Raw genomic sequence first — 14,333 nt, 5'->3', positions numbered from 1 at the left:
TCTCCCTCTAGTGCTTTCGGCTGGTACGCCGAGGCTCGCCGATCCCTAGGCTGGAGCCGTGGTCACTATCCGGCGCTCCCTCTGGCACGAGCCGCGGCCTGCTGATGCCCCACCCACCGGTCGGCTCGACTGGCTGCTGGTGGGCGTGTTCGCAGCCGCCGCCTTGGTCGAGGGCATCGTTCGGCCGGGCTTGGCCTGGCGGCCCCTTGTCACGGTGCTCGCCCTGGCGGTGATGCCTGCTCTGCTCTGGCGGCGGAGCCGGCCCCTGGTAGCCGTCCTGGTCGGGTGGGGCGTTGCCGGGCTGCTCTCGGTCCTCCAGCTGACTGTGCACACCGGGGACCTCGGCCTTGACTCCATGGCGGCCGTCCTGATCCTGCTCTACTCCCTGGTGCGCTGGGGCTCGGGCCGGGAGATCGTCTTGGGGACGGCGTTCGTGACAGTCGTCATCGTGCTGGGGATGTACGCCGCCTCGGCGGGCTGGTCCGAGGTCTTCGGCGGGAGCGTCCTCCTGCTGTTGTTCGTCGCCCTCGCAGTGGTGTTCCGCTACCGCGCGGACCTCTGGCGCCGCCAACAGCGCGAGATCCGCAATCAAGAGCGGGTGGCTCTGGCCCGCGAGCTGCACGACACCGTGGCCCACCACGTCTCGGCTATCGCGGTGCAGGCGCAGGCCGGTCGGGTGGTCGCCGGCATCCAGCCTGAGAAGGCTGCCGAGGTCCTGGCCGCGATCGAGCTTGAAGCGTCGCGAACCCTGGCCGAGATGAGATCCATGGTGCGGGTATTGCGTGAGGAAGAAGCCGTCGCCTACTCACCGCAGCTGGGTGTCGCGGACCTGCCAGCGCTGGCGCGCGCGAACGCGACGCCAACCGTCGAGGTCTCGCTGGACGGTTCGTTGACCCGGCTGGCACGACCCGTGGATGCCGCGCTCTATCGACTCGCTCAGGAGTCGCTGACCAACGCCGTACGGCATGCCCGGAGCGCGACCCGCGTCGGGATCGACGTACGCCGGGAGGGCGACGCCGTCAGACTCCGTGTCAGCGACGATGGCCGGACCGAGCCGGGGCCGGCCCCTGGGCCCGGATTCGGCCTGCTGGGCATGGCCGAACGCGCCCAGCTCCTCGGCGGATCGCTCTCCGCGGGCCCGGGCCCCGGAGGTGGCTGGGTGGTCGAGGCCGTGCTGCCGGTGGAGGCATTGGGATGAGCATCCGTGTTGTCGTAGCCGACGACCAGGACTTGGTCCGGACCGGGTTGGTGATGATCCTCGGCGCGCAACCCGACCTCGAGGTCGTCGGGGAGGCAGCAGACGGGCTCGCAGCGCTCGACATGGCGACCCGGCTGCGTCCCGATGTCCTCCTCGTCGACATCCGGATGCCCGGGCTCGACGGCGTCGAGGTGACCCGGCGCCTGGCCGGGCCGGACGTGACGGATCCGATGGCGGTCGTCGTGATCACCACCTTCGACCTCGACGAGTACGTCCTCGGCGCCCTCCGCGCCGGCGCCCGCGGCTTCCTGCTCAAGGACGCCGGTCCCGAGCTTCTCGTGCAGGCCATCCACGCGGCGGCCAACGGGGACGCGCTGATCGCCCCCAACGTCACCCGCCGGCTGCTGGCGACCTTCGCCGACCAGGCGCCGGTGGTACCGGTCCAACCCATCGACCCGCTCACCGAACGCGAGGAGGAGGTGCTCGCGTTGGTGGCGCGCGGCCGGACGAACGCCGAGATCGCCACCGAGCTCTTCGTCGGTCTGAGCACGGTCAAGTCCCACGTCGCATCGTTGATGACCAAGCTCGGCGCACGCAACCGCGTGGAGATCGCGATGTGGGCCCACGACACCAGACGCGTGAGAGCGAACTAGCGGGGACAGATCGCAGCCATCTCCTCACCCCCACGCTGGATCATCCGCCGGGGGTGATGCTGCCGGTTGGGGCGGCGATCAGGATGGTTCGGCGGCGGGGTGAGTGCCGTCGACCGCCGTCGGTAAGACCTGATCGTCAGGCGAAGACCGGACGGGTTACCTGTTGGCGGCACGAGCGCGTCCCGACGCGATTCCCGGCCGGCCCGACGCGGAGGGAAGACAGGTATGACATCGGCGGCAACGGACCCGCGGACCGCGGACGTACTGGTCATCTTCGGCATCTCAGGCGACCTGGCCAAGGTGATGACGTTCCGCTCGCTCTACCGGCTGGAGGCGCGCGGTCTGCTCAGCTGCCCGATCGTCGGGGTGGCGGCGGACGACTGGACCCTCGACCAGCTCATCGAGCGGGCCAGGACGTCGATCGAGGGCACGGGGATCACCATCGACAAGGCCGTCTTCGACAACCTCGCGGCTCGGCTGTCGTATGTCAGCGGCGACCTCGCCGAGGCTTCCGTCTACGAACGCGTCGGCGACGCGATCAGGGGCGCTGAGACACCGGTGTTCTACCTCGAGATCCCGCCGTTCCTGTTCGGCCGGGTGGTTCAGGGCCTGGCCGATGCCGGGCTGACCACCCATGCCCGGGTCGTCGTCGAGAAGCCGTTCGGCCACGATCGGCGTTCCGCCCGGGACCTGGCCGATCAGCTGCACCAGTACATCGACGAGTCGCAGCTTTACCGGATCGACCACTACCTGGGGAAGATGGGGCTGGAGGAGATCTTGTACCTGCGGTTCGCGAACGCCGTCCTCGAACCGCTGTGGAGCCGCAACTACCTCCAGTGTGTCCAGATCACGATGGCCGAGGACTTCGGCGTCGAGGACCGCGGCCATTTCTACGATCCGGTCGGCGCGCTGCGCGATGTGGTCGTCAACCATTTGATGCAGGTCGTCGCGGCTGCCGCGATGGAGCCACCGTCGCGCGGCGATCCCACCACCCTCAAGGATTCGACCACCACGCTGTTCCGTGCCGTGGAGGAAGCCGATCCCGCGCACTACATCCGTGGCCAGTACGACGGCTACCTCGGCATTGACGGAGTCGCGAAGAACTCGACCACCGAGACGTACGCCGCGCTCCGCCTCGACATCGAGAACTGGCGGTGGGCCGGTGTGCCGTTCTTCATCCGGACCGGCAAACGACTGCCCGTGACGCAGACCGAACTGCGCCTGGTGTTCAAACGGCCACCACGACTGGGCTTCGGTCCCAGCGGCCACATCGCCGAGCCGAACCAGTTGGTGATCAGGCTCGACCCGTCCACCGGAGTCAGGATCCAGGTGGACGCGCATCGTGCCGACGCGGACCGGATCATGCCGATCGAGCTCGACATGGAGTTCGGCGAAGAGGGTGGCGAGGGCCCCACGCCGTACGAGGTTCTGCTGCACGCGGCGATGACCGGCCAGAACACGCGCTTCACGCGGCAGGACGCAGTCGAGGAGACATGGCGGGTGATGCAGCCGTTGCTCGACGCATCGACGCCGATCCACACCTACGAACCGGGGACCTGGGGCCCGGCCGCCGCCGATCGGGTGCCGGCTGGGTGGGGCGGCTGGCGGATGCCCTGGATCGGAGACTGAGCACGTTCACCTGCGCGCAAACCAGGACGATGTCCCCGCCGAACCGCTGTTCGGGGAGCCAGTCGCCCCGCTCGAGGATCAGGATCCGATACCCCGACGGCGCGAGCCGGTGTGCGAGGGTGCTGCCGCCTGCTCCGGATCCACGATGATGTGCGGGATGTCGGCGGACTCGTCACCCCAGGCGATCCGCCGCGGTGTGCCCGACCATTCGACGGTCGCGGCGTGGTCGCGGTCGAAGTAGTCCCAGGCCCAGGACACGAAGGCGTCGGTCTTGCTGTGCGCACCGCTCAGCAGCATCGCGTGCACGCCGAGCCAGGCCGCGAACGCGACCGGGCCCTCCACCTGGTGCCGGTGCCGGCCGACCTCGGCGACGGCCGCGTTCCGACCGATCATCGCCATGATGCCTTTGTCCTTGTAGTGGAACGGTTTGCCTTTGTGCCCGTGCACCTCACGCAGGATGTTGTCGGCGGCCCACACGCCGGACTGCTGCGCCACCGATCCCAGCTGCGGCAGGATCGTGCCGTTCTTGGCCGGGATGTTCGCGACATCGCCGATCGCATAGACGTGCGGATGCCCGTCCACGCCGAGATCCGGCCGTACGTCGATCCGCCCGCCGCGTCCGATGGTCAGCCCGGTCGTGCTGCCCACCACGGACGCGGCCGACTCACCGCCGCCCCAGATGACCGTCCGGGTCCTGATCGTCGACCCGTCGTCGAACTCGACCCGGTCCGCGTGCACCGCGGCGACCCCCGTCCCCAGTCGCGGGTCGGCGCCGTGTTCGGTGAGCCGCTTACGCGCGTACTTGTGCGACTTCTTGGAGAACGCACCGAGCAACGTCTTGCCGCGCTCGACCACGATGATCGTCCCTGGCTTCGAGATCCGTTCCGTGGCAACCAGCGCGGCCATCAGTTCGGTCAGTGCTCCGGCGATCTCGACGCCGGTCGGGCCGCCGCCGACCACCACGACATCGAGGGCCCCCGCTGTTTCCGAGCCGGTGTGGATCATCGACTGCAGGTGCCGCCGCAACCGCTCCGCGTCGGCGACCGAGTAGAGCGGGAACGCGTGCTCGGCCGCGCCTGGCACCCCGAAGTACTCGGGCCGGGCGCCGGCCGCGACGACCAGGTGCGTGCCGGTGATCCGATCGCCGTCGGACAGCGTCAGAGTGCGGTTCGCGACGTCGATCTCCGCGACGTCCGCGGTGCGGATATCGACCGTCGGGTGCTCGCGGAAGATGGTCCGGTGCGGCCGGGCGATGTCCTCGGCCGGCAGTTGCGACGTAGCGACCTGGTAGAGCAACGGCTGGAACTGGTGATAGTCGTTGCGGTCGACCAGCGTGACCCGGACCCCCTCGTCCCCGAGGCGGTGCGCGCACCCGACCCCGGCCAGCCCGCCGCCGAGTACGACGACGAGCGGGCTCTCGTCCGTCTGCGCGGTCACAGTGACAACTCCTCCGGGAAGTCGGCGAGGATGATTCGGCCGGCCGCCCCGGTCAGAGCCAGGTGCGAGAACACCTGCGGGAACGGCGAGCTCGAGATCATCGCGAGGGCTCCTTCACAGTCGCAGAACTCCTCCACGATCCGCTCGTGGGCACAACGACGAATCATCCGCCGGTGATGATTGGGCGGTCCCCGACGTCCTCGGTCCCCTCCTCGGGGAGCAGAGTGCGCTGCGGACTACCAGGCCGGCTGGTGGCGTCAGGTGAAGACGTTGACCGCGCGGGCTACGACGAGGCCGACCACGGCCAGCGAGATCATCGATTGGAGACCCATGGCCATCTTGGCCCACAGGGCGAGGGGCATCACGTCGGTCGGGCTGAACGCGGTGGACGTTGTCATCGCCAGGTACAGGTAGTCGCCGAATCCGGGCCGCCAACCTGGTCGCGCGACCTCCGGGCTGAGCTGCTGCGTGAACGCCAGGTCGAGGTACCGCGGCATCCGGTTGGCGCGGTTGGCAGCGCCGCCGGCGTCCAGTTCCCAGTACAGCAAGGCGAACACGATCAGGTTCGACAACCACACCACCCCGCCGGCCGCGAGCAGCGTCTCGGGTGAGTTCGTCATCGATCCGCCGCGGATCAGCACCGCGATGAGTCGCACCGTCGCCACCATCGCGTCCAGCACCAGCAAGGCAACGACCACGATCGACACCCCGCGCAGGAGCGACGACCGCTTGTCGATCCGCCCCGGATCCCGTGCGACCAGTACCGCCAGCAGCACGATCTCGACCGCCGGCAGCACCCACACCGGCGCCAGCCGCATCTCCTTCGGCCGCGCGAGTGTCAACAAGATGCCCACCAGTACGGCGGTCACACTCGGCCACCGAGCCTCACCCCGAACCGGCCGCCCCGACTCCCCACCGCTGACAGCATCCGTAGCACCCACCCCGCTTGGTACGTCGCCACTCGCGTACCGGCCGGACAGCCACTGTCCTCGCCGGCAGGCTGGTCAGTCGCTGTCGCTGGTAGGGGTGCCGGTCATCGGCAGGGCGCCGCCCTCGGCAGCCTCGAGCTCGTCCTTGTCGGGCAGTCCGCGCACGGCTCCGATGATCGCCACGGCGATTGCGGCCCCGATCATCGGGCCGGCGACATAGATCCACCACCCCGTGTAGTCGTTGCCGACGATGTCGGGCCCGAGGGTGCGGGCCGGGTTCATGGACGCGCCGCTGATCGGGCTGGCGAACAGGCCGAGCAGCGCGACCGTCGAGCCGACCGCGATGGCCGCGTTGTGGCCGATGCTACGGCCGCCGGTCGCGGTGTTGAGGATGACGCTGACCAAGATCGCGGTCAGGACGGTTTCCATCACCAGCGACTTCCACTCCCCGCCGGGAGTGTTGATCGGGTAGTTCCCGCCCGCGCTGACGTGGCCGAACATCACCTGCAGGAACAGAGCGGCACAGATGGTTCCGGCGAATTGGACGGCCCAGTACGGCACCACCCACTTGGCGGGGAACACCCCCCGGGCGGAGAAGGCAAACGTCACAGCGGGGTTGATGTGGAGTCCCGACAGCGGGCCCCAGGCGTAGATCATTGCCATCACCACCGCTCCGGGCGCGATCACCGCCGCGGTCCTGCTGATCGGTTCGTTGCCCACGTAATGGTTGATCACACCCGACCCGGCCGCCACGGTCACCAATACGAAGGTGCCCAGGAACTCGATGATCAGCCGGATCCACAACGGCCGTTGCCGCAAGGTGTCTTCCTCGAACCGGACGAAGTACCTGCGCCCGAGTGACGCCCTGTGCTCAGCATCGGGATCGATGGCGGGTTCTGCCATGGTGTTCGTCCATTTCCTTGTCGGCGGTCCGGCGCGACCACCGAGGTTCGGTTTCAGATGTCGGTGGTCGCTTCGGCTCTGCCATCGTCGACAGCGCTCTGGAACGCTACGTAGTCGCGTTCGTTCTGGTCGGCGTAGGTTTCGGCGAAGTCGGCGATTGCCTGGTCGAAAGCGTCTGAGCCGCCGAGGTAGGCGGCCAGGGCGACGCGGTCGCCGGAACGCGCGTGAGCGCGGGCCAAGGTCCACCCGCACACGCGGGCATAGACCGCCATGCCCGACGGGCCCACCCGCTCGATCGGGAAGGAGAACTTCCAGTCCTTGAGTTGGCGAACGTAATAGTCGCGGTCCACCCCGTCCGGGCCCGGCGTGTGGGTCCAGCCGAGGAAGATGTCGCTTTCGGCCTGCATCAGGCGCTGTCCGGCGACCACGCGCTCGCCTTGGTTGGCGTACCGGGTCCGCCCGCAGTACGGCGCCAGGACCGACGTCTGCGCCTCTTTGGCCTGCAGGAACACCGGTTCGACTCCGTCTCCGCTGTCCATCAGCACGATCCAGGCGCGGGTGCCGACGCTGCCCACGCCGACGACCTTCCGGGCCGCCTGGACCAGCGTGAACTCCTCGAGCATGCGTCGCCGATCGGACTCCAGCGTCCGCCGGTACTTGCCCAGCACGGTGCGGATCTGCTCGTACACCGCACTGGCCTGCACGTCGGCGAAGACCTCCTCGACAGGGACGACCATCGGCGGGGCACTGATGATCCGCCGACGACCCTCGACCACCGTGGTCAGCTTGCGCAGCGCCTGGGTGCTGTCGCGGGTGTGGGCCTTGGCCAGCATCTTCTCCGTGGCCTTGAACCCCTTGGCCTTCATCTGGGACCGGAACTGCCCGATGGCCTCTTCGATGTCGAGGTGCGCGTACCAGACCTCCAGGAACGTCTGCTCCGCGAACCCGCGCATCGCCTTCCGGTACGCCTTCACCGCTGCGAGGACGATCTTCCGGCGGCGCTTGCCTCCGAACCCGTTGTCCCGTCCCGCCACGGCGAGGCTCGCCGCCAGGCGCTTGACGTCCCATTCGAACGGTCCGGGCAGCGTCTCGTCGAAGTCGTTGACGTCGAAGACCAGCTCTCGCTCCGGTGAGGCGTACGCGCCGAAATTGGACAGGTGCGCATCTCCGCACAGCTGCACATGCAGCCCCGACGTGGGCGTCGTGGCCAGGTCAGCCGCCATCGGCAGCGCAGCCCCCCGGTAGAACGTGAACGCCGACACCAGCATCCGCCCGTGCCGGATCGGCACCAGGGCCGGCACCCGCGACTTCGACTGCTCCAGCAGCAGCCCCACGGGATCCCGCGATCCGCCCGGCTGGAACTCCGCATGCGACTCCCGCGGGGTGACGCTCCGGGCATCCGTCCCCAGGGCGACCCGGTCCGCACGACTCAATTGCCCGAGCGTCCCGGCCCGCTTCGAATCTCCACGGAACGCCCGCGCGGCGGGGCTCGCTACTCTGCCACCCCCGGACTTCACAGTCATAGATCCCCCTGCCGCCCGCGCCATTGAGAAGAACCGAAGCAGATCCGGCGGATCGTGGCGGGCGCACGCCCCCAGACTGATACCGAGAGGTGCAGCGTGGCATCACCCCTGCAGGGTGACCAGACACCGAACTTGGCGGCGCCGAGGCATACGGCGGTCACACCGCGTGACAGGCCCGAAGACGGACCTGCGCGGGCGGCGGCAGTCCGTCTCCGGTCGGGAGAACGGTATGCATGCGGTGCGGCACGAGCACGTCGACATCCAACCTCGGCCGGCCTTTCATCACCTTGCGTGGGATGCGGATGTCGGGCAGTTTCGGGTCGTTGTCAGTCAGCATCACGCCGTCGGCGGCGATTCGGTCGATGTTCGGGGTCCGGGTCCCCATGATCCCGCGGTTGTAGCAACCCACATCGAACCAGCCGATATCGTCGGCCAGAATCAGCAGGACATTAGGTTTCTCGGTCGCCATCAGTGCCCCTCGAGCCTCAACGGCCCACCGGACCCACACTGTGCTCCCCCAACATCGGGCCAGCATTACCCACCGCGGATGAACCCGCCGCCAATCACCGCCGCACGGTTCGCGGCGCCAATCGTCCCGCAGGGGTGATGCGGTGACCGGAGATCTGGCGGATCGTCGGTGCAGTACCCGGATCCGGGCGGTCCCGGATCGGAGCCATCGAACGACTCTGACCGCTGGAGGTAGAGCATGAGTGCCACTATCGATGAGCTGGGGCCGGTCGACTGGGTCGTCGTCGAATTCCCGGGTACGAAGCTGACGGGAGAGATCGCGCCGATCCTCGCCGAGTACGTCGACCGGGGCCTGATCCGGATCCTCGACCTGCTGTTCCTCATGAAGGAAGCCGACGGCAGTTTCGAGGCGTTCGAGTCGACTGATCTGGACGACAGCGAGATCGGGCAACTGCGGGCGTTCGAGACCGGGATCGCGATGCTGCTCAGTGAGCAGGACGTCAAGGACCTCGCCGAGACGATCGAGCCCGGCAGTTCGGCCGCAGTACTCGTCTGGGAGAACCTGTGGGCCGCGCCGTTCGGTGCGGCGGTGCGCCACGCCGGCGGGCAACTGGCCGCAAGCGGACGCATCCCGGTCCAAGCGGTGCTCGCCGCGATCGAGGCCGACGCCGCGGAGGCCGAAGAGATCAAGAAGACCTAGGAAGGAGTCAGCCATGCCACTCGGAGCCCGACGCAGGCGCAGGACCATCGCAGCCGTGGGAGGTGCTGTGGTCGTCGCACATGGCATCCACCGCCGCCACGACCGGCGTGACGACCGCCGTGACGACCGCGGTGACCGGCGTGAGGACCGCCGTGACCGGCGCGAGGACCGCCGCGACTGACGGTGTTGACGCGACCCAACCGCGTTATGAGGGGACATGGACGATGCCTGATCCGCTGCCGAGCTGGAACGAGGGCCGGACCAAGGACGCCATCGTCGACTTCGTACGACGGGCCGGCGGCGACGGCTCCGGACCGGGACTGGAGCCGGCGGACCGGGTGGCGGTCTTCGACAACGACGGCACCCTGTGGTGCGAGAAGCCGATGCCGATCCAACTCGACTTCATTCTGCGTCGCCTCGTCGAGATGGCGGATGCAGACCACGAACTGCGTGAGCGCCAGCCGTGGAAAGCCGCCCGCGAGCAGGACTACGGCTGGTTCAGCACGGTGATGGCTGAGCACTATGCGGGCGATGACACGAACGTCGCGGTCCTGGCAGCCGGAGTGCTGGCGGCGCACGGCGGAATCAGCGTCGAGACGTTCGCCAAGAGGGCGGAGGAGTTCCTCCGCGCCGCTCGACATCCCACCCTCGGTCGCGGCTACCTCGAATGCGCCTATACGCCGATGGTCGAACTGCTCGGCTATCTGGCAGCCAACGGCTTCTCGAACTACATCGTCTCCGGCGGCGGTCGAGACTTCATGCGACCGATCAGCGACGAACTGTACGCCGTCCCGAGCGAAAGGGTGATCGGCAGCAGTACGGCGCTCGCTTACACGCCGGACGAGCACGGAGGCACGATCATGCGCGTCGCCGCGGCCGACTACCTCGACGACGGACCGGAGAAGCCCGTGCGGATCTGGTCCCGGACAGGACGGCGTCCGGTACTCGCGGCCGGCAACTCCAACGGAGACATCCCAATGCTCGACTTCACCCAGCACGACGACCAGCCCTTCCTCCGGTTGCTGGTTCTGCACGACGACGGAGAGCGGGAGTTCGAGTACACATCCGGCGCAGACCTGGCCCTCGAGCGAGCGCAGACGGACGAGTGGACCGTCGTCAGCATGAGGAACGACTGGGCCACCGTCTTCTAGGTACCGGCCGGAACCTGCGCGTTGCCTCGTGGTGTCCGCGTAGTCAGTTCGACGGCCCGGCAGGGGACGTGCCTGTTCAGACGTTCCGGTCAGGCCTAGCCACGGGGCGGTCGCTCGCGAGCGACAGCGAGCGCAAGGCGGCGGCAGCCCGCAGGTCGCCGGCGGCAGCCGGCAGGTCCGGCGATAGCCGGAAGGGATGCTCCGGGCGATAAGCCCCGGGGGTGGGTGGGCAGCACGCGTAGCAGGCGCGTTGAGGAGCGGAGCGACGAAAGTAGCGCCTGCGTAGCGTGCGGGGGGCTCTTCCTCTTATCTGATTCGCATGCCGGAGATGGCTCGGGCGATCACGAGGCGTTGGATTTCGGAGGTGCCTTCGAAGATGGTGTAGATCTTGGCGTCTCGGTGCATGCGTTCTACTGGGTATTCGCGGGTGTAGCCGTTGCCGCCGAGGATTTGGATGGCTTCTTCGGTGACTTTTACGGCTACTTCGCCGGCCTTGAGTTTGGCCATGGAGCCTTCGCCGTGGCGGTAGTCGGGGGTTTCGCCTCGCATGAGTGCGGCGGACATGTTGGCTGCGCGCCAGACCAGCAGGCGGGCCGCGTCGATTTCCATGGCCATGTCGGCGAGCTTGAAGGCGATGCCTTGGTTGTCGATGATCGGGCGGCCGAATTGTTCGCGGGTTTTGGCGTAGTCGAGGGCTACCTCGTAGGCGGCGCGGGCGATGCCGATGGCTTGGGCGCCGACGATGTGGCGAGTCATTTCGAAGGTGGCCATTGAAGCGTTCCGGCCTGTGGTACCAGTAGCTTCTCGCGCGCGAGCCAGGCGTTCGTCGAGTTTTTCCTTGCCACCCAGGACGTTGGCGGCTGGGATGCGGACGTTGTCGAAGAAGACGTCGGCGGTGTGGGAGGCCCGCAGTCCGTGCTTGCGGAGCTTTGTGCCCTGCTCGAGGCCGTGGACCTCGCTGCGGGGTACGACGAACGCCGCCTGGCCCTTGGTGCCGAGCGACGGGTCGACGGTGGCTACGACGACGTGGATGTCGGCGATGCCGCCGTTCGTGGCCCAGGCTTTCTGGCCGTTGATGACCCACTCGTCGGTGGCCTCGTCGTACACGGCGCGGGTGCGGATCGCGGACACGTCCGAGCCGGCGCCGGGCTCCGAGGAGCAGAAGGCGGCGACGCGTACGTCGTCAGGCGTGCCGTAGCAGCGGGGCATCCACTCGCTCCACTGCTCCGGAGTGCCGTTCGAGAAGATCGCGGACGACGCGAGGCCGGTGCCCTTCAGGGACATGCCGATGCCGGCGTCACCCCAGAAGAGTTCCTCGTGGACGAGCGGCATCAGCAGGCCGGACGGGTCGATGAAGAGGTTGATGTTGGCGTCGAGACCGTACAGGCCGATCTTGGCCGCCTCCTGGATCACCGGCCAGGGGGTCTCCTCGCGCTCGTCCCACTCGGCGGCGGCCGGGCGGATGACGTCGGCGGCGAAGGCGTGGGCCCAGTCGCGGATCTCGCGCTGCTCGTCGTTCAGCCCGAGCGAGAACGAGCTCCAGCCCGGTCGGGACCGCTCGGCGCCGAGTTCACCGGCCAACGCCATCACGTCGGCGGAGACAGCGGACTTCGGATCGGTCATGGTCATCAACATCCTCCGGCGAACAGGAAGGGGCAGTACGATGTTACCGACGAGTGTAACCGTCGTTTGCACCGGAGGGTACCGCTGTGGCTAAGATCGATCCATGAGCTCCGCGTTGCTCGCGATCGGACGCCGCCGGACCACGGCGGAGCGTCGGCGCGACCGGGAGCGGGACATCATCCGCGCCACCCGCGAACTGTTCGACGAGCGCGGCACGATCGACGCCCAGATCGACGATATCGCCAAGCGGGTCGGGATCAACAAGGCGCTCATCTACCGGCACTTCGCCGGCAAGGAAGAGCTGTTCGCGCTCACCCTGGTCGATTACCTCGGCGAGCTCAACGACAGCCTCACGGCCAAAGACAATCCACGCAGGGCCCCTCTCAACCGTCTCAAAGCCCTCAGTGAAACGTTCGTCGACTTCTGCCTGGCCTACCCCGCCTTCACCGATTGCGCAATGAGCCTGCTGAGAAGGACCGGCGAGGAGTTGTTCGGCGAGATCACCGAGCCGGTGATGATGAAGCTCGGTACGGCGATGGCCGCGCCGCTCGACCGGATCGCCGCGATCCTCGAGGCCGGCCAGCGCTCCGGCGTGTTCGACGAGGTCGACACCGCGTACCTGGCCAATCACCTGTACACGCAGACACTCGGTTCGTTGCATATGGCAAGGGTCGGGCTGATCGTGTCGAGCGGGCAGCCGGGCCACCCGGTGGTGCATCACGCGGATGTCGGTACCGTGCGAGAGACTGCCATCACCGCGACCCTCGCGACCGCCGTGGGACGTAAAGCACTCAAGCGACCTTCCGCCACCGCACGAAAGTCCAAAGGAGAGACATCGTGACCGAGACCCGCAAGGTGGCCGTCGTCGCCGGAAACCGGATTCCGTTCGCCCGGCAGGACAAGACGTACCGGCACGCCTCCAACTCCGACATGCTCACCGCCGCGCTGAACGGTCTGGTCGACCGGGCCGGGCTCGGCGGCCAGGAGGTCGGCGAGGTGGTCGCCGGCGCGGTCCTGAAGCATGCGCGCGACTGGAACATGGTCCGTGAGGTGGTCCTCGGTTCCAAACTCGCCGCCACCACTCCGGCGTACGACATCCAGCAGGCCTGCGGCACCGGGCTCGAGGCGGCGATCCTGGTCGGTAACAAGATCGCGCTCGGTCAGATCGACGCCGGCATCGCGGGCGGCGTCGACACCGCGTCCGACGCCCCGGTCGCGGTCAACGATCACCTGCGCAACGTGCTGCTCGACCTCAACCGCGCGAAGACGTACCCGGACCGCCTGAAGGTCCTCGCCCGCGTCCGCCCGAAGGACGTCGTACCGGAGATCCCGCGCAACGCCGAGCCGCGGACCGGCAAGTCGATGGGCGACCACGCCGCGCTGACCGCGCTCGAGTGGGGCATCACCCGCGAAGCGCAGGACGAGCTCGCCTACCGCTCCCACATCAACCTCGCCGCCTCCTACGACCGCGGCTTCCAGAACGACCTGATCACGCCGTACCTCGGCCTCGAGAAGGACCAGAATCTGCGGCCCGACACGAGCCTCGAGAAGCTGGCCAAGCTCAAGACCGTGTACGGCAAGGGCGAGACCGCGACGATGACCGCCGGCAACTCGACCCCGCTGACCGACGGCGCCTCGACCGTCCTGCTGAGCACCGACGAGTGGGCGGCCGAGCATGGACTCAGACCGCTGGCGTACCTGACCCACTCGCAGACGGCTGCGGTCGACTACGTGAAGGGCGCCGAGGGCCTGCTGATGGCCCCGGCGTACGCCGTGCCCCGGATGCTCCAGCGCGCCGGGCTGACGCTGCAGGACTTCGACTACTACGAGATCCACGAAGCGTTCGCCTCGCAGGTGCTGTCCACGCTGAAGGCCTGGGAGGATCCGATCTTCTGCAAGGAGCGGCTCGGGCTGGACGCGCCGCTCGGCGAGATCGACCGCGACAAGCTCAACGTGAACGGCAGCTCGCTGGCCGCGGGCCACCCGTTCGCGGCGACCGGCGGGCGGATCGTCGCCGCGCTGGCCAAGCAACTGGACGAGAACGGCGGCGGCCGGGGCCTGATCTCGATCTGCGCCGCGGGCGGCCAGGGTGTTGTCGCCATCCTCGAGAAGTAGGAGC

The 14,333-nt window shown here is 68.2% G+C and carries 14 protein-coding genes and 1 pseudogene; 8 read left to right on the top strand and 7 right to left on the bottom strand.

All coding sequences use genetic code 11. The annotated features are described in order from the left end of the window. The first annotated feature begins 58 nt into the window (after positions 1-58). The 3 genes from OHA10_RS29780 to zwf all read left to right on the top strand — a co-directional run bounded on the left by OHA10_RS29780 (position 59) and on the right by zwf (position 3,480). Positions 59-1,198 (top strand): sensor histidine kinase, encoded by a 1,140-nt coding sequence (locus OHA10_RS29780; protein ID WP_371402061.1) that lies wholly within the window; start codon positions 59-61, stop codon positions 1,196-1,198. Continuing rightward, the gene (locus OHA10_RS29775) at positions 1,195-1,851 is read left to right on the top strand and encodes a response regulator (RefSeq protein WP_371402060.1); all 657 of its coding nucleotides are present in this window, start codon (positions 1,195-1,197) and stop codon (positions 1,849-1,851) included. Before OHA10_RS29780 ends, OHA10_RS29775 begins: the two co-directional genes overlap by 4 nt. A 225-nt stretch (positions 1,852-2,076) precedes the next feature. Next, positions 2,077-3,480, top strand: a complete 1,404-nt coding sequence (gene zwf, locus OHA10_RS29770) for a glucose-6-phosphate dehydrogenase (protein ID WP_371402059.1) — start codon at positions 2,077-2,079, stop codon at positions 3,478-3,480. Between the two features lie 489 nt (positions 3,481-3,969). Here zwf and OHA10_RS29765 read toward each other — a convergent pair. From OHA10_RS29765 to OHA10_RS29740, 6 genes and pseudogenes are all read right to left on the bottom strand, one after another. Next, positions 3,970-4,917 (bottom strand): annotated as a pseudogene (locus tag OHA10_RS29765) (NAD(P)/FAD-dependent oxidoreductase); the annotation flags it as partial. Beyond that, positions 4,914-5,084, bottom strand: coding sequence for a hypothetical protein (locus OHA10_RS29760; protein WP_371402058.1), 171 nt, complete (start codon positions 5,082-5,084; stop codon positions 4,914-4,916). The gene OHA10_RS29760 and the pseudogene OHA10_RS29765, both read right to left, overlap by 4 nt. A 90-nt stretch (positions 5,085-5,174) precedes the next feature. Beyond that, positions 5,175-5,786 carry a hypothetical protein gene (locus tag OHA10_RS29755; protein ID WP_371402057.1) on the bottom strand — a complete coding sequence of 204 codons (612 nt, stop codon included), beginning with the start codon at positions 5,784-5,786 and terminating at the stop codon, positions 5,175-5,177. Between the two features lie 135 nt (positions 5,787-5,921). Further along, on the bottom strand, positions 5,922-6,749 hold the full coding sequence (locus OHA10_RS29750; RefSeq protein WP_371402056.1) for an MIP/aquaporin family protein: 828 nt from the start codon (positions 6,747-6,749) through the stop codon (positions 5,922-5,924). Positions 6,750-6,802: 53 nt separating this feature from the next. Next, entirely contained in the window at positions 6,803-8,182 is a 1,380-nt protein-coding gene (locus tag OHA10_RS29745) for a DUF2252 domain-containing protein (RefSeq protein WP_371402055.1), read from the bottom strand. Between the two features lie 247 nt (positions 8,183-8,429). After that, the gene (locus OHA10_RS29740; protein ID WP_371402054.1) at positions 8,430-8,741 is read right to left on the bottom strand and encodes a hypothetical protein; all 312 of its coding nucleotides are present in this window, start codon (positions 8,739-8,741) and stop codon (positions 8,430-8,432) included. Positions 8,742-8,978: 237 nt separating this feature from the next. On the opposite strand from OHA10_RS29740, the gene OHA10_RS29735 reads away from it, so the two are divergent. Genes OHA10_RS29735 through OHA10_RS29725 form a run of 3 tightly spaced genes read left to right on the top strand, consistent with a single transcriptional unit; the run spans position 8,979 to position 10,591 of the window. Then, positions 8,979-9,440, top strand: coding sequence for a DUF6325 family protein (locus OHA10_RS29735; RefSeq protein ID WP_371402053.1), 462 nt, complete (start codon positions 8,979-8,981; stop codon positions 9,438-9,440). Positions 9,441-9,495: 55 nt separating this feature from the next. Beyond that, on the top strand, positions 9,496-9,621 hold the full coding sequence (locus tag OHA10_RS29730; RefSeq protein ID WP_371402052.1) for a hypothetical protein: 126 nt from the start codon (positions 9,496-9,498) through the stop codon (positions 9,619-9,621). Positions 9,622-9,664: 43 nt separating this feature from the next. Beyond that, positions 9,665-10,591: a haloacid dehalogenase-like hydrolase gene (locus tag OHA10_RS29725; RefSeq protein ID WP_371402051.1), complete on the top strand. Its 927-nt coding sequence runs from the start codon at positions 9,665-9,667 to the stop codon at positions 10,589-10,591. Between the two features lie 306 nt (positions 10,592-10,897). Here OHA10_RS29725 and OHA10_RS29720 read toward each other — a convergent pair whose 3' ends face one another. Beyond that, positions 10,898-12,220 (bottom strand): acyl-CoA dehydrogenase family protein, encoded by a 1,323-nt coding sequence (locus OHA10_RS29720; protein ID WP_371402050.1) that lies wholly within the window; start codon positions 12,218-12,220, stop codon positions 10,898-10,900. A gap of 109 nt (positions 12,221-12,329) precedes the next feature. On the opposite strand from OHA10_RS29720, the gene OHA10_RS29715 reads away from it, so the two are divergent. Next, entirely contained in the window at positions 12,330-13,055 is a 726-nt protein-coding gene (locus tag OHA10_RS29715) for a TetR/AcrR family transcriptional regulator (protein ID WP_371402048.1), read from the top strand. Next, entirely contained in the window at positions 13,052-14,329 is a 1,278-nt protein-coding gene (locus OHA10_RS29710; protein ID WP_371402047.1) for an acetyl-CoA C-acetyltransferase, read from the top strand. The genes OHA10_RS29715 and OHA10_RS29710 overlap by 4 nt, the downstream gene beginning before the upstream one ends. Positions 14,330-14,333 lie beyond the last annotated feature (4 nt).

Source organism: Kribbella sp. NBC_00662 (assembly GCF_041430295.1).
Taxonomy (GTDB): domain Bacteria; phylum Actinomycetota; class Actinomycetes; order Propionibacteriales; family Kribbellaceae; genus Kribbella.
This window is presented reverse-complemented; position numbering and strand designations above follow the sequence as displayed.